Genomic DNA, 25,506 nt, shown 5'->3' with positions numbered 1-25,506 from the left:
CGCCATGATCACGATGCACGTGCCGGCGATGACCGCGCGGACGGACGTCCGGGCCATCAGCGCCTCGATCAGCGACGTCCCCGGCGTGCAGACCCTCCGCGCCGACCTGGCCACCCGGACCGTGCAGGTGACCGGCCCGGTCGATCCCGCCGCCATCAGCGCGGCCGTCACCGCCACCGGCTACGCCGTCGAGGACCACTCCGCCCCGGCTGCCGACGGCGCCCCCCTGCCCGACACCACCCGACCAGGAGGACGTCCCGTGGACACCTTCTCCTCCACCGACACCACCGACCTGCCCCCGGCCACCCGGCCGCAGCTCCTCGACCTGGCCGACGGCGAGACGCTGCGGCTGCGCGTGGCCCCGGTCGCCAAGCAGATCGGGGACACCACGGTGCGGATGCTGGCCTACAACGGCTCGATCCCCGGCCCCACCCTGCGGGTGCGGCAGGGCTCGGCAGTCGTCGTGCACGTCAGCAACGACACCGACATCGACACGACGGTGCACTGGCACGGTCTCCGGCTGGACAACACCCAGGACGGGGTGCCCGGGGTGACCCAGCAGCCCATCCCGCCCGGCGGCCGGTTCACCTACCACGTGCAGTTCCCCGACCCCGGCCTCTACTGGATCCACGACCACACGCGTGAGGACCTGACCCAGGAGATGGGCCTCTACGGCACCATCCTGGTCGATCCGGCCGAGCCGGACTACTGGCCGCCGGCGCACCGCGACCTCGTCGTCACCCTCGACGACGTGCTGCTGGAGGACGGCGCGCTGGCTCCGTTCAGCCGCACCGAGACCAACTACGCGGCGATGGGCCGCTACGGCAACGTGATGCTGGTCGGCGGCCAGACCGACCCGCAGGTCACCGCCCACACGGGCGAGGTCGTGCGGGCGTGGCTGGTGAACACCGCCAACAGCCGCACCTTCCGGGTGTCCGTGCCCGGCGCGCGGGTGAAGCTGGTCGGCGGGGACAGCGGCCGGATGGAGCGCGAGGAGTTCGTCGAGGACGTGGTCCTGGCCCCCGCCGAGCGGGCCGTGGTCGATGTGCTGTTCGACCGGCCCGGCCAGTACGCCGTGGAGCACCGCACCCCGGCGCGGACCTACCGCCTGGCGGAGATCGCCGTCACCGACGAGCCCGCCGACCCGCCGCTGACCGACGCGTTCAGGGTGTTGCGCACCGACCCGGGGCTGGCCGCCGAACGCCGGCAACTGGAGTCGTGGCTGGCCGCGCCGCCGGACGAGGTCCTCGCCATCGTCGCCGAGACGGACCCGACCGCGCCCGCCGTCGACGGCGCCACGGTCTTCGCCGGCCCCACGCACCCCGAGGTGGTCAGCGATGCGCCCGGTCACTGCCCCACGTGCGGCACGACGCGGCTCGCCACCGGACCGGCCGGCCCCGCGGCAGGCCAGGACACGGACCACCACGCCGAGCACGCGACGGGCCACGAGGCCGGGCACGCGATGGGCCACGGGGAGGTGTCCCCGGCGATGTCCCGCGATGCGAGTCACCACCACGGCTCGGCGACCGCCGACGGTGTCGAGTGGGAGGACGAGATGGTCGAGATGAACCGTCGGACGACCTCCGCGAACCTGCGTTGGCGGCTGCTGGACCGGACCTCCGGGCAGGACCGTGCGCCGGACTGGCGGTTCACCGTCGGGGACCGGGTGAAGATCCGGGTGGTCAACGACATGGCCTCCGACCACCCCATGCACCACCCCCTCCACATCCACGGGGCCGGTCGCTTCCTCGTGCTGGCCCGCGACGGCGTGCCCGAGCACAACCTGGTGTGGAAGGACACCGTGCTCATCCGCACCGGGCAGACCGTCGACCTGCTCCTGGACGTCACGAACCCCGGCACCTGGGCCGCCCACTGCCACATCGGCGAGCACCACCACAGCGGGATGGCGTTCACCTTCACCGTGGCCCCCGGAGCGACGTCATGACTGCCCGCCCCCGGCGCCGGGAGCCCCAGCTGCTCGCCTTCCCGGTGTACCGGGGCGTGACGCCGCTGGACCTGGTCGGCCCGCTCACCGTGCTGCGCAACCTGACCGGCACCGCCTACCGGACCGTGGTCGTCGGCGCACGCACCGACCCCCTGCCCACCGACACCGCGCTGCAGGTCGTCCCGACCGCGACCTTCGCCGACGTGCCGGCGCCGTTCGCGCTGATCGTGCCCGGCAGTGGTCCGGCCACCCAGGCGGCGATGGCCGACGAGGCGCTGGTCGGCTACGTCCGCTCCGCCGCGGCGACCGCGCGGCTGGTCGGCGCCACCGGCAACGGCGCCCTGATCCTCGCCGCCGCCGGCCTGCTCACCGGCCGCCGGGCCGCGGCCCACTGGGCCCACGCCGAGCAGCTGGAGGAGTCCGGCGTCACCTGGGCGCGGGAGCGCTGGGTGGAGGACGGCCGGTTCCTCACCGCCGCCGGCGGCGCGGCCGGGATCGACGCGATGTTGGCCCTCCTCGCCCGGCTCAAGAGCCGCTCGGCCGCACAGCTCGCTCAGCTGTTCATGGAGTACGACCCCGAGCCGCCGTTCGGCCCCCTCGGCCCGGACCGCGGCGATCCCGAGCTGGCCGCGCTGCTGCGCCAGCCCGGGCGGCGCACCACCCACACCGACCACCCGGCAGATCGGAGGTGAGCGCCATGACCGCCGACGACACCGGCGCCACGACCATCGCCGTCGTGCTGTACCCGGGGTTGACCGCCCTGGACCTGGTCGGCCCGCTGCAGGTGCTCGCCGAGCTGCAGCGCTTCGCGCCGCAGTACCGCACGGTGGTCGTCGGCGCGCACACCGAGCCGATGTCCACCGACCTGCCGCTGCAGCTGGTGGCCGACCGGACCTTCGCCGAGGTGCCGCACCCGGACGTGCTCGTCGTCCCCGGCGGGCGGATCGGCACCATCCGCGCGATGAGCGACCCGGGCGTCCGCGACTACGTGCGCACCGCCGCCGCCTCGGCCGACGTGGTGGGGTCGGTGTGCACCGGTTCGCTCATCCTGGGCGCGGTCGGCCTGCTGCGGGGCCGTCAGGCCACCACCAACTGGTTCTTCGCCGGGGTGCTCGAGCCGCTGGGGGCCACCTACCACCGGCGGCGGTGGATCGAGGACGGCAACATCACCATGTCCGCCGGGGTGTCGGCCGGCATCGACTGGGCGCTGCACCTGGTCGCCGAGCTGACCGACGAGGCCACCGCCCGCCGGGTGCAGCTGGCGCTGGACTACGACCCGCGGCCGCCGTTCGGCGGCATCGACTGGATCCACATCCCGCGGCTACCGCGCGCCATGCGGGCCGCGATCGGCCTGCTCGCACCGGTGATCACCGCGAAGCCCGAGCGGCTGACCCGTGCCGGCGCCTGACCCCCTGCGCAAGCGGGTGGACAGCACCGCGACAGGCCCGCCGCCGACCCTGGGGGCGTTCCACCACCAGCACCCCCTCCGCTGGAGAGAAGGCACCGATGAGCCTCACCGACACCGCCCCCCGCCCCCGGACGACACCGCCCACCCGCGCTCCGTCCGCGGCGGCACCGCCCACCGGCCTGCCCCCCGCGCTCGGCGGTGCCCGCGGCCTCGTCGACGGCGGTCTCCCCCCGCTGCTCTTCGTCGCGGTGAACGCCGTCGCCGGCGGGCAGACCACCCGGCCGACCGCCCTGGCTGCGGCGATCGGCGCGGCCGCCGCCACCGGCCTGGGCATCGTCGCGCTGCGGCTGGTGCGCGAGGAACCACTGCGGCAGGCCCTCGGCGGCCTGGCCGGCCTCACCGTCGCCGTGCTGTTCGCCGCCACCTCGGGCGAGGCGCGCGGGTTCTTCCTGCCCGGCATCCTCGTCGACGCCGCCTACGGGGCCGTCTTCGCCGGCTCCGCCCTGATCGGCTATCCGCTGGTCGGCACCCTCTACGGATGGCTCTACCGGCACCGTGACTGGCGCGACGATCCACGCCTGCGCCGGCTCTTCCTGCTGGCGACCTTCGGCTGGTCGGCGGTGTTCGCCGTGCGCGCCGGCGTGCAGGCGTTCCTGTACCGGGAGGACCTGCCCGGGCTGCTCGCCGTGGGGAAGCTGCTGCTGGGCTGGCCGCTGACCCTCGCCGCCGTCGCGCTCACCCTCGCCGCCGTCCGCCGCGCCAGCCGCTCGGGGGGAGCCACGACCCCGGCGCCTTGAGCGCCTCCCGCGACCGGGGACACCCGCTGTCCCCCGACGACGCCCGCGCCCGCCTCAACCCCGATCGACCGACCGAGGAGCACCCATGACCCACTCGATGCGAACCCAGCACCCCACCGGCACCGCGCTGACCCGGCTGGCGATCTCGGCCACCCTGCACTGCCTCACCGGCTGCGCCATCGGCGAGGTGCTCGGCATGGTCATCGGCACCGCGCTCGGCTGGTCCGACGTGCAGACGATCGTGCTCGCCGTCGCCCTGGCGTTCCTGTTCGGCTACTCGCTCACCATCGGCCCGGTCATGCGCTCAGGCCTGCCGCTGCGCGCCGCGATCCCGGTCGCGCTGGCCGCCGACACCGTCTCCATCACCGTCATGGAGATCGTCGACAACGCGATCATGCTGCTGGTGCCCGGCGCGATGGACGCACACCTGGACAGCTGGCTGTTCTGGGGCTCGCTGGCGTTCGCGCTCGCCGTCGCCTTCGTCGTCACCCTGCCGGTCAACCGCTGGCTGATCAGCCGCGGCAAGGGCCACGCCGTCGTGCACGCCCACCACGGCAGCGGGCACGGGAAGGGGCACGAGGCCGACGAGCGGCAGGCGGCCGGCGCACGCGGCGAACAGCAGGACGGGCACGCGCACCACTGAGGTCGGCACCGGCATCCACCCCACGCACGCGCTGCCGCGGCCCCGGCAACGCGAGGCCGGGGAACTCGTCCCTGGTCAGGTGCTGACCCGTTGCTCACCGACCGGCGGAGCGCGCCACCGCGACACCCACCTCCTGCACGTCCGCCGTGTCAGCAGCGGCGGGCAGCAGCAGGGTGAACACCGGGGGCGTCGTGCGGGAGAGCGTCAGCCGGCCCTGCTCGGCCTCGGCGAGGCGGCGGGCCAGGGCCAGGCCGATGCCGTGCCCGTCACGCCGGTCGGCCCGCTGGGCGAAGACGGTGCCCTCCGGGTCCTGCACGCCCGGGCCCTCGTCGGAGACGTCGACCGCCACGGCACCGGAGGCCTCGCGCACGGTGACGGTGACGGTGCCCCGGCCGTGGGTGGTGGCGTTGTCGACGAGCACGCCGAGCACCTGGCTGACCGCAGCGGTCGAGGCCCGGGCGTCCGGTACACCGGGGTCGACCTGCACCTCCAGCTCCCGGCCGTGCAGCGCCAGCCGCGCGCCCCACTCCGGCGAGAGCTCGCCGAGCAGGGCGTCGAGGTCCACCGGGACGGCCGGGGCGGCCTGGTCGACGTGGGCCAGGGCCAGCAGCTCGTCGATGATCGCCTCCAGCCGGTCGGCGTCGACCAGGCTCGCAGCGATCAGCGGCCGCGAGTCGGCGTCGACGCACTCGGCCGCCGCCTCGAGCCGCAGCCGCAGCCCCGCCAGGGGCGTTCGCAACTGGTGGGAGACATCGGCGGAGAAGGCCCGCTCCCGGGCGAGCAGGTCGTCCAGCCGCGCAGCGGTGCTGTCGAGCGCGGTCCCGACGGAGTCGATCTCGGGGATGCCGCCCCGCCGGGTGCGGACGCTGAAGTCGCCGTCCCCGAGCCGACGGGCGCTCTCCTCCAGGTCCTCGAGCGGGCGGGCCAGACGCCGGGCCTGGCGGCGGCCGACCAGCCAGGCGACGGTCACCGCCGCGGCAGCGAGCACGGCCATCGCGGCCCAGATGAGGGCGACCTCGGTGAACACGTCGCTGCGGGGCTCGGAGACCACCACCGCGCCGATCACCTCGTCGCCGTGCGTCACCGGAACGGCCGCGAGGAGCACCTCGCTGTCGTCGCCGGTCCGGATGTCGCCGCCCAGCGCCGCCGCCAGGACGTCGGTGTCCCCGACGGGCGCGGTGCCCGCCAGCCGGGCCCCGCTGTCGTCGAACACCGCGGCGGTGAGGTGCTCACCGTCCTCACCGAGGTCGGCGGTGTCGTCGGCGCCGATCGGGACACCGTCGTACACGTCCGCGGCCACGGTGATCGCCACGTCGTTGGCCACGCGCACCAGGTGGCCGCGCTCCTTGCGCAGCAGGTACTTCAGCACCCCGACCGCCAGCGGCCCACCGAACAGGCAGGTGGCGAGCACGGAGGCCAGCACGGCGACGCCGATGATCCGAGTACGCATGAGGCCCTGCCCGTCGTTCCGCAGCCGCCGACCGGCGCGGTTCTCGGCGACGACCAGGATGCCGGGCCCCGGCGGCGCTGTCACCGCATCCGGGCGTGACGTTCCACCGCTCGGCACACGCCGCCAGGCCCCGGGGCGGGCGAGGGGCCGCGGAGCGTCAGCAGCCGGTGGGCGCCGCTGCGGCCGGCACCCTGACGCGGCGCGTCCGTGCCGAGGTGGGTGCTGGGGCGGCCTCGCCGCCCGCGCACCTGGAGCGGCGAGGCCTCACCGCCGGAGTCCCCCGGGGAACGCCGGCGGCTGATCAGGAGTGTCACGGGGCCACTGGTCCGGGGCGACCCGGACCGGACCGCCGGCGGTCGCCTCGCCGTGTCACCGGCTCGAGGGTGACGGACGGCGCACGATCCGTCCCCGGCGCGGCCGACGAGCGCCCGGCGCGTCACCTCCGGGTGCATAGGCACGGGCGGCACAGCGGTCAGCTCACCGCGTCCCACTGACCGGCGGGCCGGGTCGTCAGGCCTCCGCGCCGCTACCGGGCGCAGGCTCCGTGCGGAAGTCGGCCTGCCACAGGTCCGGGCCGAACACCTCGTACTGGATGTCCTGGGGCCGGATGCCCCGCTCGATCAGGGCGCTGCGCACCGCCTGCATGAACGGCAGCGGACCGCACAGGTAGTAGGCCGCGCCGTCGGGGAGGTCGACCGCGCCGACGTCCATCGTCCCGGCGTGCACGCCGTCGACCGGCAGCGCGCTGTCGGCGCCGGACTCGTACCAGACGTGCAGCGTGGCGTTCGGCAGCGCGCGGACGTCGTCGACCACCTGGCGGCGCAGGGCGAAGGACGCCTCGTCGGTGTCCGCGTGCAGCAGGGTGATCGGCAGCCCGGACCCGGCGTGCCGCAGGTGGGAGAGCATGCCGGCCATCGGGGTGACGCCGATGCCCGCGCTGGCGAAGACCGCCGGCCGCCAGTCGTCGAGCACCACGTCACCGAAGGGCAGCGAGAGGGTCAGGACGTCGCCGACCTGCACGGTGTCGCACAGGTGGGTGGACACCTCGCCGGCGGGCTTGCCGTTGCCGCGGACCCGCTTGACGGAGAACTGGCGGTGCTCGCCGTCGTCGGCGGCGGTCAGGCTGTACTGGCGCGGCTGGTGCACCCCGTCGGGCATGCGCACCTTGACGGACACGTACTGGCCCGGCAGGGAGGTCTTGACCAGCCGGTCGTCGACCCGCCGGACCCGGAAGGTGACCACGTCGTCGGTCTCGGCGGTCTTCTCCTCGACCTGCCAGTCCCGCCACACGGTGTCGGGGCGCACCCCGCGGGCGCTGTACAGACCCCGCTCCTGGTTGATCAGGGCGTAGGCCATCAGCCAGTAGACCTCGTCCCAGGCGGCGGCGACCTCGGGGGTGACCGCGTCGCCGAGCACGTCGGCGATCGCCCAGAACAGGTGCTCGTGCACGATCCGGTACTGGTCCGGGTGCAGGCCCAGCGAGGCGTGCTTGTGCGCGATGCGGTTCAGCAGCTGCTCGGGCAGCTGCTCCGGCGACTTCACCAGCGCGCTGGCGAAGGCGGCCACCGAGCCGGCGAGCGCGACCTGCTGGGTGCCCTCGGCCTGGTTGCCGCGGTTGAACAGCCCGTCCAGCAGCTCCGGCCGGGCGGCGAACATGTGCTGGTAGAAGCGGCGCGCGATCTCACCGATGTTGTCGGCCACCGCCGGAAGCGTGGCCTCGACGACCGGTCGGGCTCGATCGGACAGCACGGGCACTCCCCCTCGTGTGGCACTCGGGAACGGCCCGTCGCTGGGCCGCCCGCCGCCCATCCTGGCCCACCCCGGCAGCCCGAGCCCCGGGGGGGCTGCGCGGTCAGTGCTCGTCGGCGTCGATCCGCTGCAGGTCGGCGGCCATGCAGGCGGCCTCGTGCGAGGCGCCGGCGATGGCCTGCTGCGCCTGGGCGGTGGCCGCGCTCTGCTCCTCGACGGCGGCGGCGATGGTGCTCTGCGCGTCGACGACGCCGCGGATGATGTCCTCGACGCTGCCCAGCGCGGTCCCGGCCGTGTCGACCTCGTGCCGGACGGCGTCGACGACGGCGCGGATCCGCTCGGTCGCCTGGGCGGTCTCCAGCGCGAGGTCCTTGACCTCCCCCGCGACGACGGCGAAGCCCTTGCCCGCCTCGCCGGCGCGGGCCGACTCGATGGTGGCGTTGAGGGCCAGCAGGTTGGTCTGGTCGGCGATCGCGGAGATGCTGCCGGCGATCTGGTCGATCTCGGCCATGGTCCCGGCCAGCCGGTCGACCGTCGCTGCTCCGGTGCGCGACTGCGCGCTCGCCTCGCGCGCGGTGGTGCTCGCGCCGCTGGCCGCGGCGGCGATCTCGGCGATGGCCGAACGCAGCCCCTCCATCACCTCGGTGGCCGTGGCGACGTTGCCGTCCAGCCGGCGCCCGGCGTCCACGAGGCCGGAGATGCGCTCGCCGAGCCGCAGGGCGCGCTCCTCGGCCACCTGCGCCTGCCGGGCGGCCGCGTCGGCGGCGTGCGCCCGCTCCTCGGCCAGCTCGACCTCCGCCCGGGCCTGGGCGACCTGCTGCTCCTCGGCCCGCCGCTGCTGCGCCCGCCGCCCGGCCTCGGACTGCTCGGCGAACCTCCACCCGTAGGTCAGGAAGGTCGCCTCGATCAGCAGGAACACCGCGTGCAGGGCGGCGAAGGCCATCGGGTGCTCGTGCGCCTGGTGGGTGGTGGACACCGAGGTCGGCAGCCAGATCCCGGCGACGGTGTGGTGCACGGCGACGAAGGCGACGGCCAGCAGGAACGGCGTCCACATCTGGTACAGCGCGACCAGCGCCAGCAGCACGTAGAACCAGATGTGCAGGTCGGTGAGGCCACCGCCGACGTGCAGCAGCACGTCGGCGCCGACCATCAGGCCCAGGCTCACGGCGGCGGCCCGGGCGCCCTGGCCGCGCAGCACCAGGCCCAGCACCGTCAGGACGACGATCACGGCGAGCTGCCCCCACAGCAGCCACCCGCCCACGTCGCGGACCAGGCCGATGAGCACCAGCGCGGGCACGTGGGCGGCGAGCACCCCGGTGGTCACGCGGTGGCGGGCGGCGAAGCTGCGGGCGTCGAGCTGGGCACCCCGCGGGACGGCCGCCCGGAACCCGCTGCGGACGTCGTCGTCGGGGTGCGGCGCGGGCGGCTGCGTGGTGGTCACGACGCCTCTTCGGTCCCCGGCCGGGGATTGTTGAGTCCGAACCGGTCCCCGGTCCGGGAGCCGTACCCGTGTGACGCCAGCGACTCCTGGGGCGGGTGCACCGGACACGCGCTCCCCGGGTGCTGGCCGGGCCCGGCCCCCGCTGGCGACGCTGGGGCCATGACTCTCGCCTACTCCTACGGGACCGCTCACGCCGTCGTGATGGTCGGCTCGGTGGGCAGCGCGGAGGGCCTCGTCCCGCGGCAGATCGGGCCGGCGCACGCGACGATCGGCCGGGTGACCGGCCGCAGCCGCAAGGCGCTGTGCGGTGCCTACGTCGCGGTGGACGAGGAGACCGTGTGGCCGCCGGAGGACTACGACAGCTCGCAGCTGTGCGCGGAGTGCGCCGAGCTCGCCGTCCTCTGACCCAGCGACCCCGTTCGCTCCCGCGAGGCGCTCCGCTCCTCGCTCGCCGGCGCTCGCTGTCGGGCTCCCGCCCCTGTCCGCTCACCCACCGGCCACCGACGGCAGCACCTGGACGACCGCGCCGTCGGGCACCGGCGTGCCCAGCCCGCCGGCGTACCGGACGTCGTCGCCGTCCACGTAGACGTTGACGAAGCGCCGCACCGCGCCGGCCTCGTCGCGGATCCGGCGGGCCAGCGCCGGGTGGACGGCGGCCAGCGTGTCCAGCAGGTCGGCGAGCGTGCCGCCGGCCGGCTCGACCTGCAGGTGCTTGGTGCCGCCGGCCAGGTCGGCCAGGACGCCGGGCAGCACCACCTCGACGCTCACGGTCAGATCCGGGCGGCGCGGACGACGAGCACGTCGGGCAGGTGGTCGGCGACCAGGGCGAAGGTGTCGCCCTCGTCGGCGCTGGCGTAGACGCAGCCGTCGCGGGTGCCGAGGTAGAGCCCGGTCGGGTCGGCCTCGTCGGCGCAGGCCGCGTCGCGCACGACGGCCGCCCAGCAGGCGTCGGGCAGGCCGGTGGTCAGGGCGGTCCAGGTCTCCCCCGCGTCGCGGGTGCGGTGCACCTGCAGCCGGCCCTCCGGGGGCACGCGCTGCACGTCGGCGACCAGCGGCACCACCCAGGCGGTGCCCGGGGTGGACGGCGAGGCGACCACCGGGAAGCCGAAGTCGGCGGGCAGGCCGCCGGCGATGGACGTCCAGGACCGCCCCGCGTCGTCGGTGCGGAAGACGCCGAAGTGGTTCTGGGCGTACAAGCGGTCCACACCGGCCGCGTCGACGGCGACCTTGTGCACGCACTGGCCGTACTCGGGCGCGGGCTCGGGCAGGAACACGGCGCTGATGCCGGAGTTGCGCGGCTCCCAGCCGTCACCGCCGTCCTCGCTGACGTAGACGCCGCCGGTGCTCATCGCGACGGTCACCCGGTCCGAGGCGGGGTCGGGCAGCACCGTGTGCACCGCTCCGCCGCCGCCGCCCGGTTGCCAGGTCGGCCGGTGGGGGTGGTCCCACAGCGGACGGACCAGGTCGAAGCTGCGGCCGCCGTCGGTGCTGCGCCACAGCGAGTGCGGCTCGCAGCCGGCCCACACGACGCCGGGCCGGTCGGCGCTGTCGGGGCGCAGCTGCCAGACGCGGGCGAGCGCCGCACCGGTGTCCTCGGGGAAGCGGATGGCGCCGCTCTCGGTCTCCTGCCAGCTGGCGCCGAGGTCGTCGGACCACATCACGGTCGGACCCCAGTGGCCGTACTGGATGCCCGCGAGCACGCGCGGGGTCGGGCCGCGGGTGTCGATCGAGACCGCCGCGACCTCCTGGGCGAGCAGGTGCGGCCCACCCAGCGTCCAGGTGCGGCGGTCGTCCTCGCTGCGGGCCAGCCACAGGCCCTTGCGCGTGCCGATGGCGAGCAGGTCGGTCATGGCGCCCCTCCGGATCGGGAGGGCGTCGGTCGGCCCCCTCGGACGTCAGACCGTCCGGGGGGCCGGAACTCAGCGGCGGGTGGCGCCGCCGGCGGGCTGGTCGGGACCGGCCTGACCGCTGGTGCGGTTGCCGTGGCCGTCGGCGAGGTCGGGTGCCAGCTTCTCGGCCTTGGCGCGCAGCTGCTCGGCCGCCGACGCGTGCTCCTGCGCGGTGGCCGCCCGTTCCCGGGCCTCCTGCTCGGCCAGCCGGGTGCGCTCCTCGACCTCGGCGCGCTCCCGCCGGGCACGGGCCGCCTGCTCCTCGGCGGCCGCCTGCTCCTTCTCGGCCTGTGCCCTGCGCAGCTCCGCCTCGCGCAGGTGGTCACGGGCCTGCTCCCGCTTCCGGGCGCTGTTGATGCGGTTGCGCTTGGCCATGGTCAGGGCGAGCGCTGCCAGCAGCGCCACCACGACCACGACGATCAGCACGATCACCCAGGTGTCCACGGCACTCTCCTCGCGCTCAGGGGACGCGGCGATCATGCCCCTTCGAGCCGGGTGGGAAACGGCTCAGTCGAGCGCGCTGCCGGCCTTCCACTCCTCCCAGGGGATGGTCCAGTCGTGGATGGGCGAGCGCAGCGTGCCGGCGTCGGAGCCGCGGATCTCCACGACGTCCCCGGGCTGCGAGAACTCGAAGAACCAGCGGGCCCGGTCGGTGGAGAGGTTGATGCAGCCGTGGGAGACGTTCTCCCGGCCCTGCTGGGCCACCGACCAGGGCGCCGCGTGCACGAACTCGCCGCTGTCGGAGATGCGGACGGCCCACTTCACCGGCGTGCGGTAGCCGCCGGGGCTGTCGACCGGGACGCCGTAGGTGCTGGAGTCCATGACCCGGTCGGCGTTCATCTCGGTGACCACGTGTGCGCCGTTGTAGCTGGGGTTGTCCGGGCTGCCGGCGCTCATCGGCCAGGTCTGCACCAGCTGGTCGCCGTCGTAGACCTCCATCTGGTGGGTGCTCGCGTCGGCGATGGACACGTGCCGCTCGCCGATGGAGAAGGAGACCGTGCGGTCGGTCTCGCCCCACACGCCGTTGCCGAGGTCGACGCCGTAGAGGTCGGCGTCGAGGGTGACGTCGGTGTCGGCCGGCCAGTACTGCGACGGGCGGAAGTGCACCTCGGTGTCGCTGAACCAGTTCCAGACGCCGTCGGTCGGGGTCGAGCTGGTCACCGTCAGGTTGCGCTCGACGGCGGCCTTCTCGATCACCGGCTGGTCGAAGTAGACGCGGATCGGCATGCCGACGCCGACCGTCTGGCCGTCCAGCGGGCCGATCGACGGCGTCAGCTGCCGCTGCGGGGTGACCGTGGTGAAGGTGGTCGCGGCCTCGGCGGGCTCCGCGCCCTCCCCCTCGGCGGTGGCGGTCAGCGTGTAGGTGGTGCCGTAGGCCAGCGGGGTCTCCGGCGTCCAGACGTCGACGGCGGGGTCCTCGGGCGAGTCGGCCACCGCCCCCGGGACCTCGGCCCCGGCTGCGTCGACGACCTCCACGTCGGTGAGCTCGCCGTCCGTGACGGAGATCTCCATCGGGATCGTGGGCGAGACGTCGGTCGCACCGTCGGTCGGCGAGACCTCGACCGCGACCGGGGGCACCTCGGCGGTGTTCGGCGCCGCCGCCGTCCCGCCGTCACGGGTCCCCTGGCAGCCGGCCAGCAGGGCCAGTGCCGTGGCCGTGACCAGCGCCGACGTCCTCCGCATCACCATCTCCTCCGCGTCCTGGGCAGTCGTCTCCCCCGGGACGACGGCTTGCACCGACCAACCAGTGTCCACGTCGATGCCGGAACGACCTCGTCCGCTGCGTTGCAGGACCAGCCGTCGACGGGCCCGGGAGCGCTGGTATCGTTCTGCCCCGTCACCCGGTGCAGCCGGACGACACGCGCCATTAGCTCAATTGGCAGAGCAGCTGACTCTTAATCAGCGGGTTCGGGGTTCGAGTCCCTGATGGCGCACCCGGCAACTTCACACCTGGCCTGTTGCCCCGAGCGGGACGGCCCACCCCGGCGCACCCACCGAAGGTGCGGTGGTCACGCACTCCGCGCTCCTCGTGGGTGAGGGCTGGGCGACGACCCCGCGGGAACTGGCCTTGTCCGGGCTACCGGGGCGGAGCTAGCGTTCGATCCCCGAGCCAGGGGTGGTGATGACCACGAACCCCGCACCGCCGATCCCGGCCCGCACCGGCCGTCTGGCGCAGGACCGGCTCCTCATCGCCGTCCTGCTGGCGGTCGCCGCCGTCTGCTGGTGGCTCACGCTCCGGTCGGACATGGCCATGGACGCCGCGCTGGCCGGCTTCCTGCTCGCCTGGCTGGCGATGATGGCCGCGATGATGCTGCCGGCGGTGCTGCCCGCCGTACGGCTGTACGCGCGGGCGAGCGCGCGCACCGCGGCGCCGACGCCGTTCTTCCTCGCCGGTTACCTCCTGGTGTGGACCTCCCTCGGGGTGCCGGCGTACCTGGCGTGGCGGGTGGTCTCACCAGCCGTCATGGACGGCGAGGCCTGGGTCGGCCGCTTCGCCGGGGTGGCGCTGCTGGTGGCCGCCGCGCACCAGCTCAGCCCGCTCAAGGACGTCTGCCTGTCCCGGTGCCGTACGCCGCTGGGGATGTTCCTGCGGGCTCGCGGGAACCTGCGCAACCCGCTCACCGCGGTGCGGCTGGGAGCCGGTCACGCCGCGTACTGCGTGGGCTGCTGCTGGGCCTTCATGCTCGTCCTGGTCGCGGTCGGGGTGATGGAGCCGCTGTGGATGGTGGGCGTGGCCGGGCTGATCTTCGCGGAGAAGGTCCTGCCGTTCGGGAAGCGCGTCGTCCGGCCGGCGGCCCTCCTGCTCGCCGCGACGGGACTGCTCCTGCTCGTCGCACCGCACCTCCTGTCCACCCTCACCACCGCCTGAGAGGCACCGCCATGACCGCCACCGTGCCGGACAGCACCAGCCGGACCAGCTACCGGCTGCGCGGCGTCGGATACGAGTTCTGCAACTGCAACCCCGGCTGTACCTGCAACTTCAGCGGCTTCCCCACCTCCTCGGACAACAGCTGCAAGGCGATGGTCGCCAACGTCATCACCGAGGGCCGTTCCGGCGACGTCGACCTGAGCGGGGTCACCGCGGTCGCCATCCTCGACTGGCCGAAGGCCATCCACGACGGGAACGGCCGTGCCGTCTTCGTCGTCACACCGGAGACGACCGACGAGCAGATCGGCGAGCTCGCCAACATCTACACCGGGGCCTACGGCGGGCTGCCGTGGGAGATCCTCGGCTCCACGTTCCAGGTCACCGGCCTGGTCAAGGCCCCGATCACGATCGAGGCCGAGGGCCTGCGGGCCACCGTCCGGGTGGAAGGCGTCGGGGAGGCCTCCGGCGACTACTTCAAGAACCCGGTCACCGGCGAGCGGCACGAGGCACACATCGTGCTCCCCGACGGTTTCATCTGGACCAAGGGCGAGTGCGGTGTGGGCAGTTACCGGGCGACGGCCGAGGGGTTGGACCTGTCCTTCCAGGACACCAACTGGATCCTCTACGAGTTCGACTGGTCCAACGCCTAGAACGGGTGCCCGGAGTCCACCGGGCGGCGAGCGGGGGGAGGTCCGACCCGTGTCCCTCGTGCGCCACGTCGTCCCGGCGCCGCTGCGCCCGTTCGTGGCGGCGGCGCACGCCTACCGCTCCCCCGCCATGCCCACGGGGCTGCACCGCGGGCTGCCCTCGCGCCACCTCGCGCTGGTCGTCGAGCTGGCCGCACCGCTGCGGGTCAGCGGCACCGGCCCGGCCGTGGCCGCGCACGCCGTGGTCGGGGGCCTGCACACCCGGCCGGCCCTCATCGACGCCACCCGACCGCAGGACGGCCTCCAGTACGCCCTCACCCCCCTGGCCGCCGGTGCGCTCCTCGGGCTGCCGGCGGCCGAGCTCGCCGAGCGCACCGTCGACCTGGCCGACGTCCTCGGCCGGGCGGCGGACCGGCTCGTCGACGACCTGGCCGCGGCACCCGGCTGGACCGAGCGGTTCGCCCGGCTCGACGCGGCGCTGCTCGACCGGCTCTGCGGGGGCGTCGCGCCCGTGCCGCCCGAGGTGCGCGAGGCCTGGCGCGTGCTGCACCGCAGCGCGGGTCGCTGCCGGGTCGAGGACCTGGCCGCGCACGTCGGCTGGAGCCGGCGCCACCTGAGCGAGCAGTTCCGGCTGGCCACCGGCGTCCCGCCCAAGCAGGCGGCGCGGATCGCCCGGTTCGAGGCCACCCGCCGGCTGCTGCTCGACCCGCGGCGTCCGCCGCTGGCCGAGGTCGCGGTCCGCTGCGGCTACGCCGACCAGCCGCACCTGGCCCGGGAGTGGCGGGCGCTGGCCGGGTGCAGCGTCGGCACGTGGCTGCGCGAGGAGCTCCCGTTCGTCCAAGACGGCGCCCGGGCCGAGCAGGCACCCTCCCCCACATGACCGATGCGACGACGACCACCGCCCCTGCTCCCACCGTCTGGCCGAGCGTCGGCTTCACCGACGTCGACGCCGGCGTCCGCTTCCTCACCGAGGGACTCGGCTTCACCGTCACCGCCTGCTACCGCGACGAGGACGGCACCGTCGCGCACGCCGAGGCGCGCTGGCCGGACGGCGGGGGCGTCATGTTCGGCACCCGCGGCAAGCCCGGCGACTGGGGCGCCCTCGGACCGCAGGGCGTCTACGTCGTCGCGGCCGAGCCGGCCACCGTCGACGCCGCCTGGGAGCGCGTCCGCGGCCTGGCCGGGGTCGAGGTGCTGCGGGAGCTGCACGACACCGACTACGGCTCGCACGAGTTCGGGGTCCGCGACGCCGACGGCAACCTCTGGACGGTCGGCACCTACCGCGGCGCCTGACCGGGCAGCGGGGACGCCCGGGACACCAGCCAGCCCAGCAGCACCTGCCACAGGACGAAGCAGGCGAGCGCCCCGAGCCACCCGGCGGGGGTGATCCCGAGGAGCACCGGCCGCGGGACCACGGCGACCGAGCACAGCACCAGGACGCCGGCCAGCCACACGGCCAGCGCGGTCCAGCCGTAGCACGGCGCCCGGCTGGGACGGACGGCGATGCCGAGGGCCGACAGGTCCTCGGGCGGGTGCCGGCACAGCATCCGCCGCCGCGACCGGTAGACGGGCACCCCGGGGTAGCGGTCGGCCAGCAGCCGCTCGCAGCGGCGGCGGCGCCGGCGGGAGAAGCGGGCGCGGCGAGGGAGGCTGACGGCCAGGACGCGGGCCGCGGCGGCGCGGAAGCCGGTGTCGCCCAGGACGATCCGGCCGCGGGCGGCGACCACCGCGGTCACGTCCCCCCAGCCGGTGCCCAGGCCGGTGTGGCTCGGGTGGTACCAGCCGTAGAGGCCGCAGCCGCACCCCCGCGCCGGCGGCAGGTGCCCCTCGTCCACCATGCAGCGGGCGTGCTCGACCGGCCAGCTCCAGGGGCCGGCGCCGACGTGCACCGGCGGGCGCAGCCCGTCCTCGGCCAGGCGGAAGCGCCGGTAGCCCCGCAGCTCCCCCGGGACCAGCGCCGGCGGATCCGCGCCGGGATCGGCCGGCAGGGTCACGCCGGGGCGGGTGCCGCTGGGACGGGTTCGGGGCTCGGCGCGGCCGGGGCCGGGTCGGCCACCGGCTCGCACTCGATCTCCCGGCGTTCGGGGCCGATGTCGCCGGCCACGCAGGGCTCGGCCACCAGGACGGTCCGGGGTGGCAGCGGTGCGGTCAGCGTGTGCATCTGCGGCTCCTCGCCGTGCGACTGGACCTCGAACCGCTCTCCGCAGCCGCGCCGGGGACGCGCCCGCCGAGTCGGCCCCGCTGACACGAAGTGAAGCACCAGCCGGGCCGCCGGGTAAGGCGTTCACGCCGTCGCGCAGGTGGCGGTGGAGGCGATCCGGCAGCCCCGGGCTGGAGCGCGTCGTGGCCCGGCGGCACACGGGACGTCGGGACACGCGGGGCGGACGGGTGCAGGATCGTGGGGCCTCCTTGACCCGTCCCGGACGTCCCGCCCAGGCTCGCCGGCAGCCGATCACGAGGTGGAGGCCGCCATGGGCGCAGCAACCCGTCCCACGCCCCACCCGAGGTGGCGCCGCACGCTCACCGCGGGGGTCGCTTCCGGCGTCCTGGTCCTCGCCCCCCTGGGCGGCGCGGCCTGGGCGGCGCCGGTGGCGCACCCGGACGGCGCCGAGCTCCGGTGTGACAGCAGCGTCAGCGCGCAGCTGGACGCGGTCGTCACCGCGACGCTGGAGCGGACGGGCGTCCCGGGGGTGATCGTCGGGGTGTCGGGTCCGGACTGCCGGTACGAGGCGGCGTTCGGGGTCGCCGACACGGCGACCGGGGAGCCCATGCGCACGGACTTCCACAGCCGCATCGGCAGCGAGACGAAGACCTTCACGGTCACTGCTCTGCTCCAGCTCGTCGACGACGGCGCGGTGGGCCTGGACGACCCGATCGGCGAGTACGTGGCGGGGGTGCCGGAGGGCGACCGGATCACGCTGCGGCAGCTCGCGCGGATGCAGAGCGGCCTGTTCAACTACAGCGCCGACGAGGACTTCTTCCAGGCCCTCGCCAGCGATCCGTACCGGAGCTTCACCCCGCAGCAGCTGCTGGAGTACTCCTTCGCGCACCCGCTGAACTTCCCGCCGGGTGAGGGCTGGGAGTACAGCAACACCAACACGATCCTGCTCGGACTGGTCGTGGAGCAGGTCAGCGGCCTGCCCCTGCACGAGTACCTCGAGCAGGAGGTGCTCGAGCCCCTCGCCCTCGACGACACGGTCCTCCCGACCGACAACGCCTTCCCGGAGCCGCACGCCGAGGGGTACACCGCCTTCGAGGGCCAGGTCGTCGTGGCCACCGACTTCAACCCGTCCTGGGGGTGGGCGGCCGGGGCGATGACCTCGACCCTCGACGACCTGCAGACGTGGGCGGAGGCCGTGGCCAGGGGCACCCTGCTCGAGCCGGGGACCCAGGCCCAGCGCCTGGAGACCGCCGCACCGCCGGGTGCGCTGCCCGGGGTCGGCTACGGGCTGGGCATCTTCGTCGTCCAGGGGTGGATCGGGCACAACGGGTCGCTGCCCGGGTACCAGAGCCTCACCCTCCACCTGCCGGAGCGGGAGACCAGCCTGGTGGTGCTGCTCAACTCGGATGCACCGCCGCTCAGCGGGGACGTGGCCCAGTCGTCGTCGGCGTTCGGCACCGCGATCACCGAGGTCATCAGCCCCGACGACGTCTTCCGGCTGGACCCCTAGACCCGCCGGGTCAGGACGGCGTGGGCGCGGGCGGCCGGTCCCCGGTCTCCTCGTCCGCCGTGGGGGTGCCGGCGAGCCTCCGCCAGAGCCAGCTCGACGGCACCCGGCGACCGCTGACCACGTACTCACGGACGGCGTCCACGATCAGGGTGCGCTCCAGCGCCCGCCGGGCGGCCGGCCAGCCGGCGAGCAGGAGCTCGTCCCCGGTGGCCAGCAGCGCATCGGGTCCGGGTGCCAGCGTGGCGTCGTCCCTGCGGAGCAGGAGCAGCGGCACGGCGTGGAGGCACTCGTCGCGGTCCTCCGGGTTGCGCATGAGGTCGCCGAGCCGGGCCTCCCCCGAGGCCAGCCACGGCATGAGGGCCGGGGCCTCCCGCTCGGTGAGCCGCACCTTCCACAGCGCCTGCAGGTGCTGCCCGCACAGGGCGGTGAGCCGGTCGACCAACTGCGCGGCCCACTCGTCCCCGAGCGCCGGCATGTCACGCAGGAAGCGCCACAGCAGCGGGGTGGAGAGCTGCGCGTAGACCTCGTGCGCGATCTCCTCGGTCGGGACCAGCAGCGCGTCGAGCTCCATCGCGGCGAACAGCGGCGCGCTCGACGGCACGTTCTGGCGGGCGGCGAGGAACAGGGTCGGGTTGGTCCGGCGGGCGGTCTCCACCAGGGAGAGGTTGGTGATGTCGTTGTCGGTCCCGGCCACGAAGCCCACGGCCTCCTCGAGCCCCACCGCGGCCAGCACGCCGGACTCGTAGCCGCCGGCCACGACCACGTCGTCCACGTCGTCGTGCGGGCTCGGGTCGATGACGGTCACGTCGATGCCCTCGGCGCGCAGGTCCTCGGTGAGCTCACGGCCCAGCCGGCCGTAGCCGCAGACCACCCAGCGGCCGCCGCGGGGCGGTGAGGCCCGGTGGGGCAGCGGGGCGCCGGGGCCGCTCTCCAGCCAGGTCAGCAGCTGGTAGGACGCCGGCGCCCGCAGCGCGAGCTGCACGTGGTCGCCGAACAGGTCGAACGGGTTGACCACGCTCGGCGAGCCGAAGACCCGCATCCGCTCGGCCATGACGTCGGTCGTCGCCCGGGCGATGACCGGGACGTCGGGACGCAGCAGCGCGGTGGTCATGACGACGGCGAGGTTGGCCTCGTCGTCGTCGGTGAGCGCGACGACGGCCTCGCAGCAGGGGTGGTCCAGGCCGGCGACCCCGAGGTGCCCGGGGTCCCGGGCGTCGGCGGCGAGCCCGGGGACGTCGCCGTGGTAGGACTCGAGCTCCAGCCCGTCGATCCGCTCGGCGTTGCGGTCGAGGACGACGACCCGGCGGCCCAGGGCGTCCATCGAGTGCCCGAGCAGCTCGCCGGCGCGGCCGTAGCCGGCGATGAGCACGAACGGCTCGGACAGCCGGGCCACCTTGCGGGTGAACTGCTGGAGCGCGAGCGCCGAGCGGAACGCCCGGTCCTGCAGCAGGCCGAGCAGCGAGCCGATCGCGTAGGCCCAACCGACCACCGTGAGGTAGATCGAGATGGTGAGCCACATCCGCTGGTTGTAGGTGAACGGGTACGGGATCTCACCGAAGCCGATCGTCGTCGCCGTGTAGCTCATGACGTAGATGGCGTCGAAGAAGCCCATGTCCCACGGCCGGCCCTCGGCGTCCTGGCCGGGGATCACCGTCAGGCCCACCACGCTGATCGAGAAGATCGCGATCAGCACGATCAGGGGCGCCCGCATCCGCCGCAGGACCAGGAAGACGGTCTCGGAGGCCCGGTTGGCCGACGCGGCGGACGCCAGCAGCCGGGCGCGCCGGGCCCGCCGCTCCTCCTCCTCGCGCCGGTTGCGGCGCGCCCAGAACGTCAGCAGGGGATTGCCCACGGCGGCCTCCGGCTCACCCGCGGTGGAAGGAGACGGTCTCGATCACCAGCAGGACGACGGAGACCAGGTTGGCCAGCAGCGCGCCCCCGGACAGGGACACGACGCTCGACGTCCAGCCCTCGGTCATGCCGGCCGACGAGACGTACTCGGCGTAGCCGTACATCAGGGCCGCCCCGACGAGCTGGAGGACCGCGACGATGCTGGTCGCCAGGTGCACGGCGCCGATCTGGGTGCGGTCGCCGAACTTCAGCACCAGGGCGATGAGGTTGACCACGACCGCGGCGAAGAGCTCGTAGGGGTTGTGCAGGTCGGGGTCGCGCATGTCGCCGAGGAAGAAGCCGAAGTTCAGCGTGGCGGCGAGCAGGACGAAGAACCCGAAGACGACCTTCTCCAGGTTCACGCGTCCTCCCACCCCGTCGCCCCGGCACCCGGGGGATCGGCCCACAGCATCGCTGCTGCGGCCCTGCAGCGCTACGGACGCTGCAACAGCGGCAGGACGACGCGGTCGACCAGGTCGGTCACCACGGTGTGGTCCAGCGGCCGCCCGGTGACCAGCCAGCGCAGCGCGAGCACCGCCGGGCCGACCTCCCCCGCGAGCGACTGCCCGGCGCCGGCGGGGATCTCGCCGCGCTCGACCGCGCGGGCGACGACGGTCTCCCAGGCGGCGTCCCAGTTGGCCAGCGGCAGGCGGCGGCTGCCCTCCTGCAGCACCGGGTCGTCGATGACGGCGCCGAGCAGGCTGCGGATCGCCCGCCCCGAGGGACCGCTGAAGAGCTCCACCACCTCGGTCAGGACGGTGACCAGGTCCTCGCGGAGCTTCCCCGTGTCGGGCACCTGCAGCACCGGCGCGCCCGCCACGTCCATCACGCTGAGCAGCAGCTCGGCCTTGCTCGACCAGCGCCGGTAGATGGTCGCCTTGCCGACCCCGGCGACCATCGCGACGGCGTCCATCGTCAGGCCGGCGTAGCCGGACCGGCCGAGCACCTCGATCACGGCCGAGGCGATCGCGGCGTCCCGCGACGCGTCGAGTCGACGTCCCCCGGTCCGCGTGCGGGTCGGGCAGACCGCTCGCGCAGTCTCGTCACACTGTGTCACGACACGAACGTAACCTGTATTGCGGAACCGTGCAGGACGGAGTGCACGCGCCGTTGCGCCGGACGCTTCGCACCGGGATGGGCACCGTCCGCCACGGGGCGTCCCGGGTCGGCCGGGATCCCGGCAACGCGGCGGGGCCGGCCGCGGTCCCCCGCGGCCGGCCCCGTGCGTTCCCCTCGACCGGCCCTCCCGTCCCCCGCGGTCGTGCCGGTCGTCGTGCGACCGGGTGCGCCGTCCCCGCGGCGTCCCCGGTCGTCCCTCGTTCCGGCCGGCGCCGCCGTCCCCCACGGCGGTGCCGGTCGTCGTGCCCGGCGGCGTCGTCCCCCTCGACGCCGCCGGTCGGTGCGCCGGCGGCTCCGTCCCCCCGTGCGATGGAGACGCCGGCTGTCCTCGGGCCCCGGCCGGGGCCGGTCCCACCGGTGACGCCCCGCTGCTCGTCGTCCCGGTGACACGGAGGACTCTGGCGGCCCATCCGCAGGACACCCGCGGGACAACCGCAAGAGACCCGCAAGACGCGGGAAACGGCGTTGCGGGCCTCCCTACGGTCGACACGTGACCCGCACCGAGCAGCGGACGCCGGTCCACCGCGCCGAGGACGGTGAACTGGTGGGCTGGCTCTCCACCGAGCGGCGTGGCGACGGCGACGTGGTGGTCGCTCGCGCGCTGTTCGGCGCCGCTCTGCGCGTCCTGCCCGACCGGCCGGCCGCGGAGGCGTTCCTCCGCCGCTGCGGTCTGCCGCTGCTGGCCGAGCGGTGGTGGTACCGGCCGGCCGACGGGACGGCGGAGCGGCCCACGTGGTTGGTCGAGGCCCGGCCGGGCGCGGTGACCGTCCGGTTCGGGTACGACCCGCACGACACCGCGACGCTCACGGGTGCCGACCTGGACCGGCTGCGGCCGGAAGCCGGGGGCGCCTGCCGCGGTTGACCCTCGCGTGAGCAGGGACGTCGAGGTCGTCGTCATCGGGGCCGGCCAGGCCGGGCTGAGCGCGGCGCACCACCTGGCCCGCCTGGGGCTCGACCTCGTCGTCCTGGACGCCGAGGAGCGCGCCGGGGGCGCCTGGCAGCACCGCTGGCCCTCGCTGACGCTGGCCCGCACCCACCACGTGCACGACCTGCCCGGCCTGCCGTTCCCCCCGGCAGGGGACGACGTGCCGGCCGCCGACGCGGTTCCCGCCTACTTCGCCGAGTACGAGCGGCACTTCGCCCTGCCGGTGCACCGGCCGGTCCGGGTGCGCGCCGTCCGCCGTGCGCCCGACGACAGCCGCAGGGAGCATCGCAGCGAGCTCTGCGCGCGAGGAGCGGACCGCGGCGCGGAGTCGGGCCGGAGGGCATGGCCGGACGACCGCTTCCGCGTCGAGACGTCGGACGGCGACTGGACCGCCGACGCCGTCGTCAACGCCACCGGCACCTGGACCCGGCCGTTCGTGCCGCGCTACCCCGGGCAGGAGCTCTTCCGCGGCCGCCAGCTGACCCCGGTCGACTACCGGGGCGCCGCGGAGTTCGCCGGGCAGTCGGTGGTCGTGGTGGGCGGCGGCGCCTCGGCGGTGCAGCTGCTGGGGGAGATCGCCGAGGTCGCCGACACCACCTGGGTGACCCGGCGCCCACCGGTCTGGCGCGAGGCGCCGTTCGGCCCCGACGAGGGGCGGGCGGCGGTCGCGCTGGTCGAGGACGCCGTCCGCGAGGGCCGCTCCCCCGGCAGCGTCGTCGGCGTGACCGGGCTGGTCGTCACGCCCTGGGTGCGGGAGGCGCGCGCCCGCAGCGTCCTCGCCCGGCTGCCGGTGTTCGACCGGTTCACCCCCGACGGCGTGGCGTGGGACGACGGCCGGTTCGTCCGCGCCGACGCCGTCCTGTGGGCCACCGGTTTCCGCGCGGCGCTGGGCCACCTGGCGCCGCTGGGGCTGCGCGGGCCCGGCGGCGGCATCCGGATGGAGGGCACGCACGTGGCCGGGGAGCCGCGGGTGCACCTGGTCGGCTACGGCCCCTCGGCGAGCACGGTGGGCGCCAACCGGGCCGGACGGGAGGCCGCGGTGGCGCTGCGCCGGCTGCTGCGCCCCGAGGCGGCCCTGCCCCGCTCGGCGTAGCGGTCCCCGGCGAGATCGGCGACCTCGCGCGGTCCCGGGGTCGGAGGCGTGCGTGATCGGCGATCTCGCCGCATCAGGGACCGGTCAGGGTCGGTCCAGGGGGTTCCCCGATACCCGCGGGCGCCGGCGGCCGAGAGCCTCGACGCCATGACCTCCCCGACCTCCCCCGGCCCGGTGACCCCGTGATCGCCGCACACCGCCTGACCAAGACCTACGGCCCCCGCACCGCCGTCGACGGGATCGGCTTCACCGTCGAGCCCGGCCGGGTGACCGGCTTCCTCGGCCCCAACGGCGCGGGGAAGTCCACGACGATGCGGATGGTCCTCGGCCTGGACCGCCCGACCTCGGGCAGCGTCACCGTCAACGGCCGCCGCTACGCCGACCACCCCGCCCCGCTGCGCGAGGTGGGCGCGCTGCTCGAGGCGCGCGCCCTGCACCCGGGCCGCTCGGCACGCGACCACCTGCGCTGGCTGGCGGCCAGCAACGGCATCCCGCGGACCCGCGTCGACGAGGTGCTCGACCTGGTCGGGCTCACCGCGGTCGCCGACCAGCGGGTCGGCCGGTTCTCCCTCGGCATGGGCCAGCGGCTGGGCATCGCGGCCGCGCTGATCGGCGACCCGCCGGTCGTCGTCCTCGACGAGCCGGTCAACGGCCTGGACCCCGAGGGCATCCGCTGGGTGCGCACCCTCGCCCGCGACCTCGCCGCCGAGGGCCGCACGGTGTTCGTCTCCAGCCACCTGATGTCCGAGATGGCCCTGACCGCCGACCACCTCGTCGTCATCGGCCGCGGCCGGGTGCTGGCCGACTGCTCGACGGCGGAGTTCGTCGCCCAGCACGCCGCCTCCCACGTGCGGGTCCGCAGCCCGCAGCACGACCAGGTCGCCACCCTGCTGCGCCGCGAGGGCCTGGACGTCGCCGCGCACGGCGGGGAGCTGCGGGTGCGCGGCCTGGAGGCGGCCGCCGTCGGTGAGCTGGTCGGCCGCTCCGGCCTGCTGCTGCACGAGCTGACCCTGGTGCGCTCCTCGCTCGAGGACGCCTTCATGACCCTGACCGGCGACAGCGTCGAGTACGCCGCCACCCCCGCAGGAGCCTCCCGATGACCGCGACCGTGGGCACGCACGCCTGGACCCGGACCGAGACCCCGGCGGCGCCCGGCGCCGGGGCGACGCTGCGGGCCGAGTGGGTCAAGTTCTGGACCGTCCGCTCGACGCCCTGGTCGCTGGCCGCGATGCTCGGGCTGGGCGCCGGCCTGACCACGCTGGTGTGCGCGCTGAGCGCCGAGGCGCTGGCCCGTGGGGACGTCGGCGAGCCGGTGGGCGCCTTCGTCACCTGGGGGGTGGTGTTCGCGCAGGTCACCGCCGTCGTCCTGGGCGCGCTCGTGGTCACCAGCGAGTACGGGACCGGGATGATCCGCGCGACGCTCGCGGCCACCCCGCGGCGCGGCGCGGTGCTGGCGGCCAAGGCCGCGGTGCTCGCCTCGACGCTGTTCGCCGCCGGCACCCTGACCGCGCTGGCCGGCTACCTCGGCGGCAACTGGTTCCTCGACCGCGAGGGCATCGGCCTGGCGCTGACCGACGACGGCGTGCTGCGGTCGATCCTCGGCAGCGGCCTGTACATGGCCGGGCTCGGGCTGTTCGCCGCCGGCGTCGGCCTGCTGGTACGGCACACCGCCGCGGCGCTGGCCGTCGTGCTGGGCCTGGTGTTCGTCGTCGGCAACCTGGTGATGGTGCTGCCCGGCGCCTGGGGCGAGTGGGCGACCAAGCTGATGCCGGGCAACGCCGGGTCGCGGATCGCGACGCCGGAGTCGTTCAACCCGCTGCTGCTCGACCCGTGGGTGGGCTTCGCGGTGTTCGTCGCCGAGGTCGCCGTCGTCCTGGCGCTCGCCGCGGTCGTGTTCGCCCGTCGCGACGCGTGACGCCCGATCCCCCGTTGATCATGGGGGCGTTGCAGGCGACACGGTCGGGCACGCC

General features: G+C 75.0%; 27 protein-coding genes and 1 tRNA gene. 16 read left to right on the top strand and 12 right to left on the bottom strand.

The annotated features are described in order from the left end of the window. Positions 1–4 precede the first annotated feature (4 nt). The 5 genes from BLS21_RS07855 to BLS21_RS07835 all read left to right on the top strand — a co-directional run bounded on the left by BLS21_RS07855 (position 5) and on the right by BLS21_RS07835 (position 4,793). Complete coding sequence (locus BLS21_RS07855; protein ID WP_091216052.1) at positions 5–1,945, top strand: multicopper oxidase domain-containing protein; 1,941 nt, start codon at positions 5–7, stop codon at positions 1,943–1,945. Next, positions 1,942–2,637, top strand: coding sequence for a DJ-1/PfpI family protein (locus BLS21_RS07850; RefSeq protein WP_091216050.1), 696 nt, complete (start codon positions 1,942–1,944; stop codon positions 2,635–2,637). The genes BLS21_RS07855 and BLS21_RS07850 overlap by 4 nt, the downstream gene beginning before the upstream one ends. A gap of 5 nt (positions 2,638–2,642) precedes the next feature. Further along, positions 2,643–3,353 (top strand): DJ-1/PfpI family protein, encoded by a 711-nt coding sequence (locus BLS21_RS07845; protein WP_091216047.1) that lies wholly within the window; start codon positions 2,643–2,645, stop codon positions 3,351–3,353. 98 nt (positions 3,354–3,451) lie between these two features. Continuing rightward, the gene (locus BLS21_RS07840; RefSeq protein WP_091216045.1) at positions 3,452–4,150 is read left to right on the top strand and encodes a DUF3159 domain-containing protein; all 699 of its coding nucleotides are present in this window, start codon (positions 3,452–3,454) and stop codon (positions 4,148–4,150) included. A gap of 85 nt (positions 4,151–4,235) precedes the next feature. Continuing rightward, positions 4,236–4,793 (top strand): DUF4396 domain-containing protein, encoded by a 558-nt coding sequence (locus tag BLS21_RS07835; RefSeq protein ID WP_091216042.1) that lies wholly within the window; start codon positions 4,236–4,238, stop codon positions 4,791–4,793. Positions 4,794–4,887: 94 nt separating this feature from the next. Here the strand turns inward: BLS21_RS07835 and BLS21_RS07830 are convergent, their stop codons facing one another. The 3 genes from BLS21_RS07830 to BLS21_RS26175 all read right to left on the bottom strand — a co-directional run bounded on the left by BLS21_RS07830 (position 4,888) and on the right by BLS21_RS26175 (position 9,433). Continuing rightward, positions 4,888–6,327, bottom strand: a complete 1,440-nt coding sequence (locus BLS21_RS07830; RefSeq protein ID WP_217636039.1) for a sensor histidine kinase — start codon at positions 6,325–6,327, stop codon at positions 4,888–4,890. Between the two features lie 426 nt (positions 6,328–6,753). Then, positions 6,754–7,944: a globin domain-containing protein gene (locus BLS21_RS07825; RefSeq protein ID WP_245700156.1), complete on the bottom strand. Its 1,191-nt coding sequence runs from the start codon at positions 7,942–7,944 to the stop codon at positions 6,754–6,756. Positions 7,945–8,095: 151 nt separating this feature from the next. Then, positions 8,096–9,433 (bottom strand): methyl-accepting chemotaxis protein, encoded by a 1,338-nt coding sequence (locus BLS21_RS26175; RefSeq protein WP_091216039.1) that lies wholly within the window; start codon positions 9,431–9,433, stop codon positions 8,096–8,098. Positions 9,434–9,592: 159 nt separating this feature from the next. Here BLS21_RS26175 and BLS21_RS07815 point away from each other — a divergent pair, with 159 nt between their 5' ends. Then, complete coding sequence (locus tag BLS21_RS07815) at positions 9,593–9,838, top strand: hypothetical protein (RefSeq protein WP_091216036.1); 246 nt, start codon at positions 9,593–9,595, stop codon at positions 9,836–9,838. A gap of 81 nt (positions 9,839–9,919) precedes the next feature. Here the strand turns inward: BLS21_RS07815 and BLS21_RS07810 are convergent, their stop codons facing one another. From BLS21_RS07810 to BLS21_RS07795, 4 genes are all read right to left on the bottom strand, one after another. Beyond that, positions 9,920–10,201, bottom strand: a complete 282-nt coding sequence (locus BLS21_RS07810; RefSeq protein ID WP_091216034.1) for a ubiquitin-like small modifier protein 1 — start codon at positions 10,199–10,201, stop codon at positions 9,920–9,922. A gap of 2 nt (positions 10,202–10,203) precedes the next feature. Next, positions 10,204–11,283, bottom strand: coding sequence for a sialidase family protein (locus BLS21_RS07805; protein WP_091216031.1), 1,080 nt, complete (start codon positions 11,281–11,283; stop codon positions 10,204–10,206). Positions 11,284–11,352: 69 nt separating this feature from the next. After that, on the bottom strand, positions 11,353–11,766 hold the full coding sequence (locus tag BLS21_RS07800; protein ID WP_091216029.1) for a hypothetical protein: 414 nt from the start codon (positions 11,764–11,766) through the stop codon (positions 11,353–11,355). A gap of 63 nt (positions 11,767–11,829) precedes the next feature. After that, positions 11,830–13,005: an Ig-like domain-containing protein gene (locus BLS21_RS07795; RefSeq protein ID WP_245700154.1), complete on the bottom strand. Its 1,176-nt coding sequence runs from the start codon at positions 13,003–13,005 to the stop codon at positions 11,830–11,832. Positions 13,006–13,183: 178 nt separating this feature from the next. Here BLS21_RS07795 and BLS21_RS07790 point away from each other — a divergent pair. The 5 genes from BLS21_RS07790 to BLS21_RS07770 all read left to right on the top strand — a co-directional run bounded on the left by BLS21_RS07790 (position 13,184) and on the right by BLS21_RS07770 (position 16,131). Continuing rightward, positions 13,184–13,256, top strand: a tRNA-Lys gene (locus BLS21_RS07790). Positions 13,257–13,444: 188 nt separating this feature from the next. Then, entirely contained in the window at positions 13,445–14,191 is a 747-nt protein-coding gene (locus tag BLS21_RS07785; protein ID WP_139177046.1) for a DUF2182 domain-containing protein, read from the top strand. Between the two features lie 11 nt (positions 14,192–14,202). Beyond that, entirely contained in the window at positions 14,203–14,841 is a 639-nt protein-coding gene (locus BLS21_RS07780) for a DUF1326 domain-containing protein (protein ID WP_091216020.1), read from the top strand. A 49-nt stretch (positions 14,842–14,890) separates the two neighbouring features. Beyond that, positions 14,891–15,718: an AraC family transcriptional regulator gene (locus BLS21_RS07775; RefSeq protein WP_217636038.1), complete on the top strand. Its 828-nt coding sequence runs from the start codon at positions 14,891–14,893 to the stop codon at positions 15,716–15,718. Then, positions 15,715–16,131, top strand: a complete 417-nt coding sequence (locus BLS21_RS07770; protein ID WP_091216018.1) for a VOC family protein — start codon at positions 15,715–15,717, stop codon at positions 16,129–16,131. The genes BLS21_RS07775 and BLS21_RS07770 overlap by 4 nt, the downstream gene beginning before the upstream one ends. Here the strand turns inward: BLS21_RS07770 and BLS21_RS07765 are convergent. Then, positions 16,116–16,832 (bottom strand): hypothetical protein, encoded by a 717-nt coding sequence (locus tag BLS21_RS07765; protein ID WP_091216015.1) that lies wholly within the window; start codon positions 16,830–16,832, stop codon positions 16,116–16,118. The two genes, BLS21_RS07770 and BLS21_RS07765, sit on opposite strands and share 16 nt — an antisense overlap. Beyond that, positions 16,829–16,999: a hypothetical protein gene (locus BLS21_RS25070; protein WP_175479483.1), complete on the bottom strand. Its 171-nt coding sequence runs from the start codon at positions 16,997–16,999 to the stop codon at positions 16,829–16,831. The genes BLS21_RS07765 and BLS21_RS25070 overlap by 4 nt, the downstream gene beginning before the upstream one ends. 310 nt (positions 17,000–17,309) lie before the next feature. Between BLS21_RS25070 and BLS21_RS07760 the strand changes: the two genes are divergently transcribed. Then, complete coding sequence (locus tag BLS21_RS07760; RefSeq protein ID WP_091216492.1) at positions 17,310–18,509, top strand: serine hydrolase domain-containing protein; 1,200 nt, start codon at positions 17,310–17,312, stop codon at positions 18,507–18,509. Between the two features lie 10 nt (positions 18,510–18,519). Here BLS21_RS07760 and BLS21_RS07755 read toward each other — a convergent pair whose 3' ends face one another. From BLS21_RS07755 to BLS21_RS24550, 3 genes are all read right to left on the bottom strand, one after another. Beyond that, the gene (locus BLS21_RS07755) at positions 18,520–20,361 is read right to left on the bottom strand and encodes a potassium channel family protein (RefSeq protein ID WP_091216012.1); all 1,842 of its coding nucleotides are present in this window, start codon (positions 20,359–20,361) and stop codon (positions 18,520–18,522) included. A gap of 13 nt (positions 20,362–20,374) precedes the next feature. Continuing rightward, on the bottom strand, positions 20,375–20,761 hold the full coding sequence (locus BLS21_RS07750) for a DUF6394 family protein (protein ID WP_091216009.1): 387 nt from the start codon (positions 20,759–20,761) through the stop codon (positions 20,375–20,377). A gap of 71 nt (positions 20,762–20,832) precedes the next feature. Next, positions 20,833–21,456 (bottom strand): TetR/AcrR family transcriptional regulator, encoded by a 624-nt coding sequence (locus BLS21_RS24550; RefSeq protein ID WP_175479482.1) that lies wholly within the window; start codon positions 21,454–21,456, stop codon positions 20,833–20,835. Between the two features lie 552 nt (positions 21,457–22,008). On the opposite strand from BLS21_RS24550, the gene BLS21_RS07740 reads away from it, so the two are divergent. From BLS21_RS07740 to BLS21_RS07725, 4 genes are all read left to right on the top strand, one after another. Beyond that, positions 22,009–22,380: a hypothetical protein gene (locus BLS21_RS07740; RefSeq protein WP_091216005.1), complete on the top strand. Its 372-nt coding sequence runs from the start codon at positions 22,009–22,011 to the stop codon at positions 22,378–22,380. A gap of 7 nt (positions 22,381–22,387) precedes the next feature. Next, positions 22,388–23,536 (top strand): FAD-dependent oxidoreductase, encoded by a 1,149-nt coding sequence (locus BLS21_RS07735; protein ID WP_091216002.1) that lies wholly within the window; start codon positions 22,388–22,390, stop codon positions 23,534–23,536. Between the two features lie 182 nt (positions 23,537–23,718). After that, complete coding sequence (locus BLS21_RS07730) at positions 23,719–24,636, top strand: ABC transporter ATP-binding protein (RefSeq protein ID WP_091215999.1); 918 nt, start codon at positions 23,719–23,721, stop codon at positions 24,634–24,636. Then, positions 24,633–25,451 (top strand): ABC transporter permease subunit, encoded by an 819-nt coding sequence (locus BLS21_RS07725; RefSeq protein WP_091215995.1) that lies wholly within the window; start codon positions 24,633–24,635, stop codon positions 25,449–25,451. The genes BLS21_RS07730 and BLS21_RS07725 overlap by 4 nt, the downstream gene beginning before the upstream one ends. The last annotated feature ends 55 nt before the right edge of the window (positions 25,452–25,506 follow it).

It is taken from the genome of Geodermatophilus siccatus, assembly GCF_900103785.1.
Taxonomy (GTDB): domain Bacteria; phylum Actinomycetota; class Actinomycetes; order Mycobacteriales; family Geodermatophilaceae; genus Geodermatophilus; species Geodermatophilus siccatus.
Note: the sequence above shows the minus strand (reverse complement) of the source record. Positions and strands in the feature narration are given on the sequence as shown.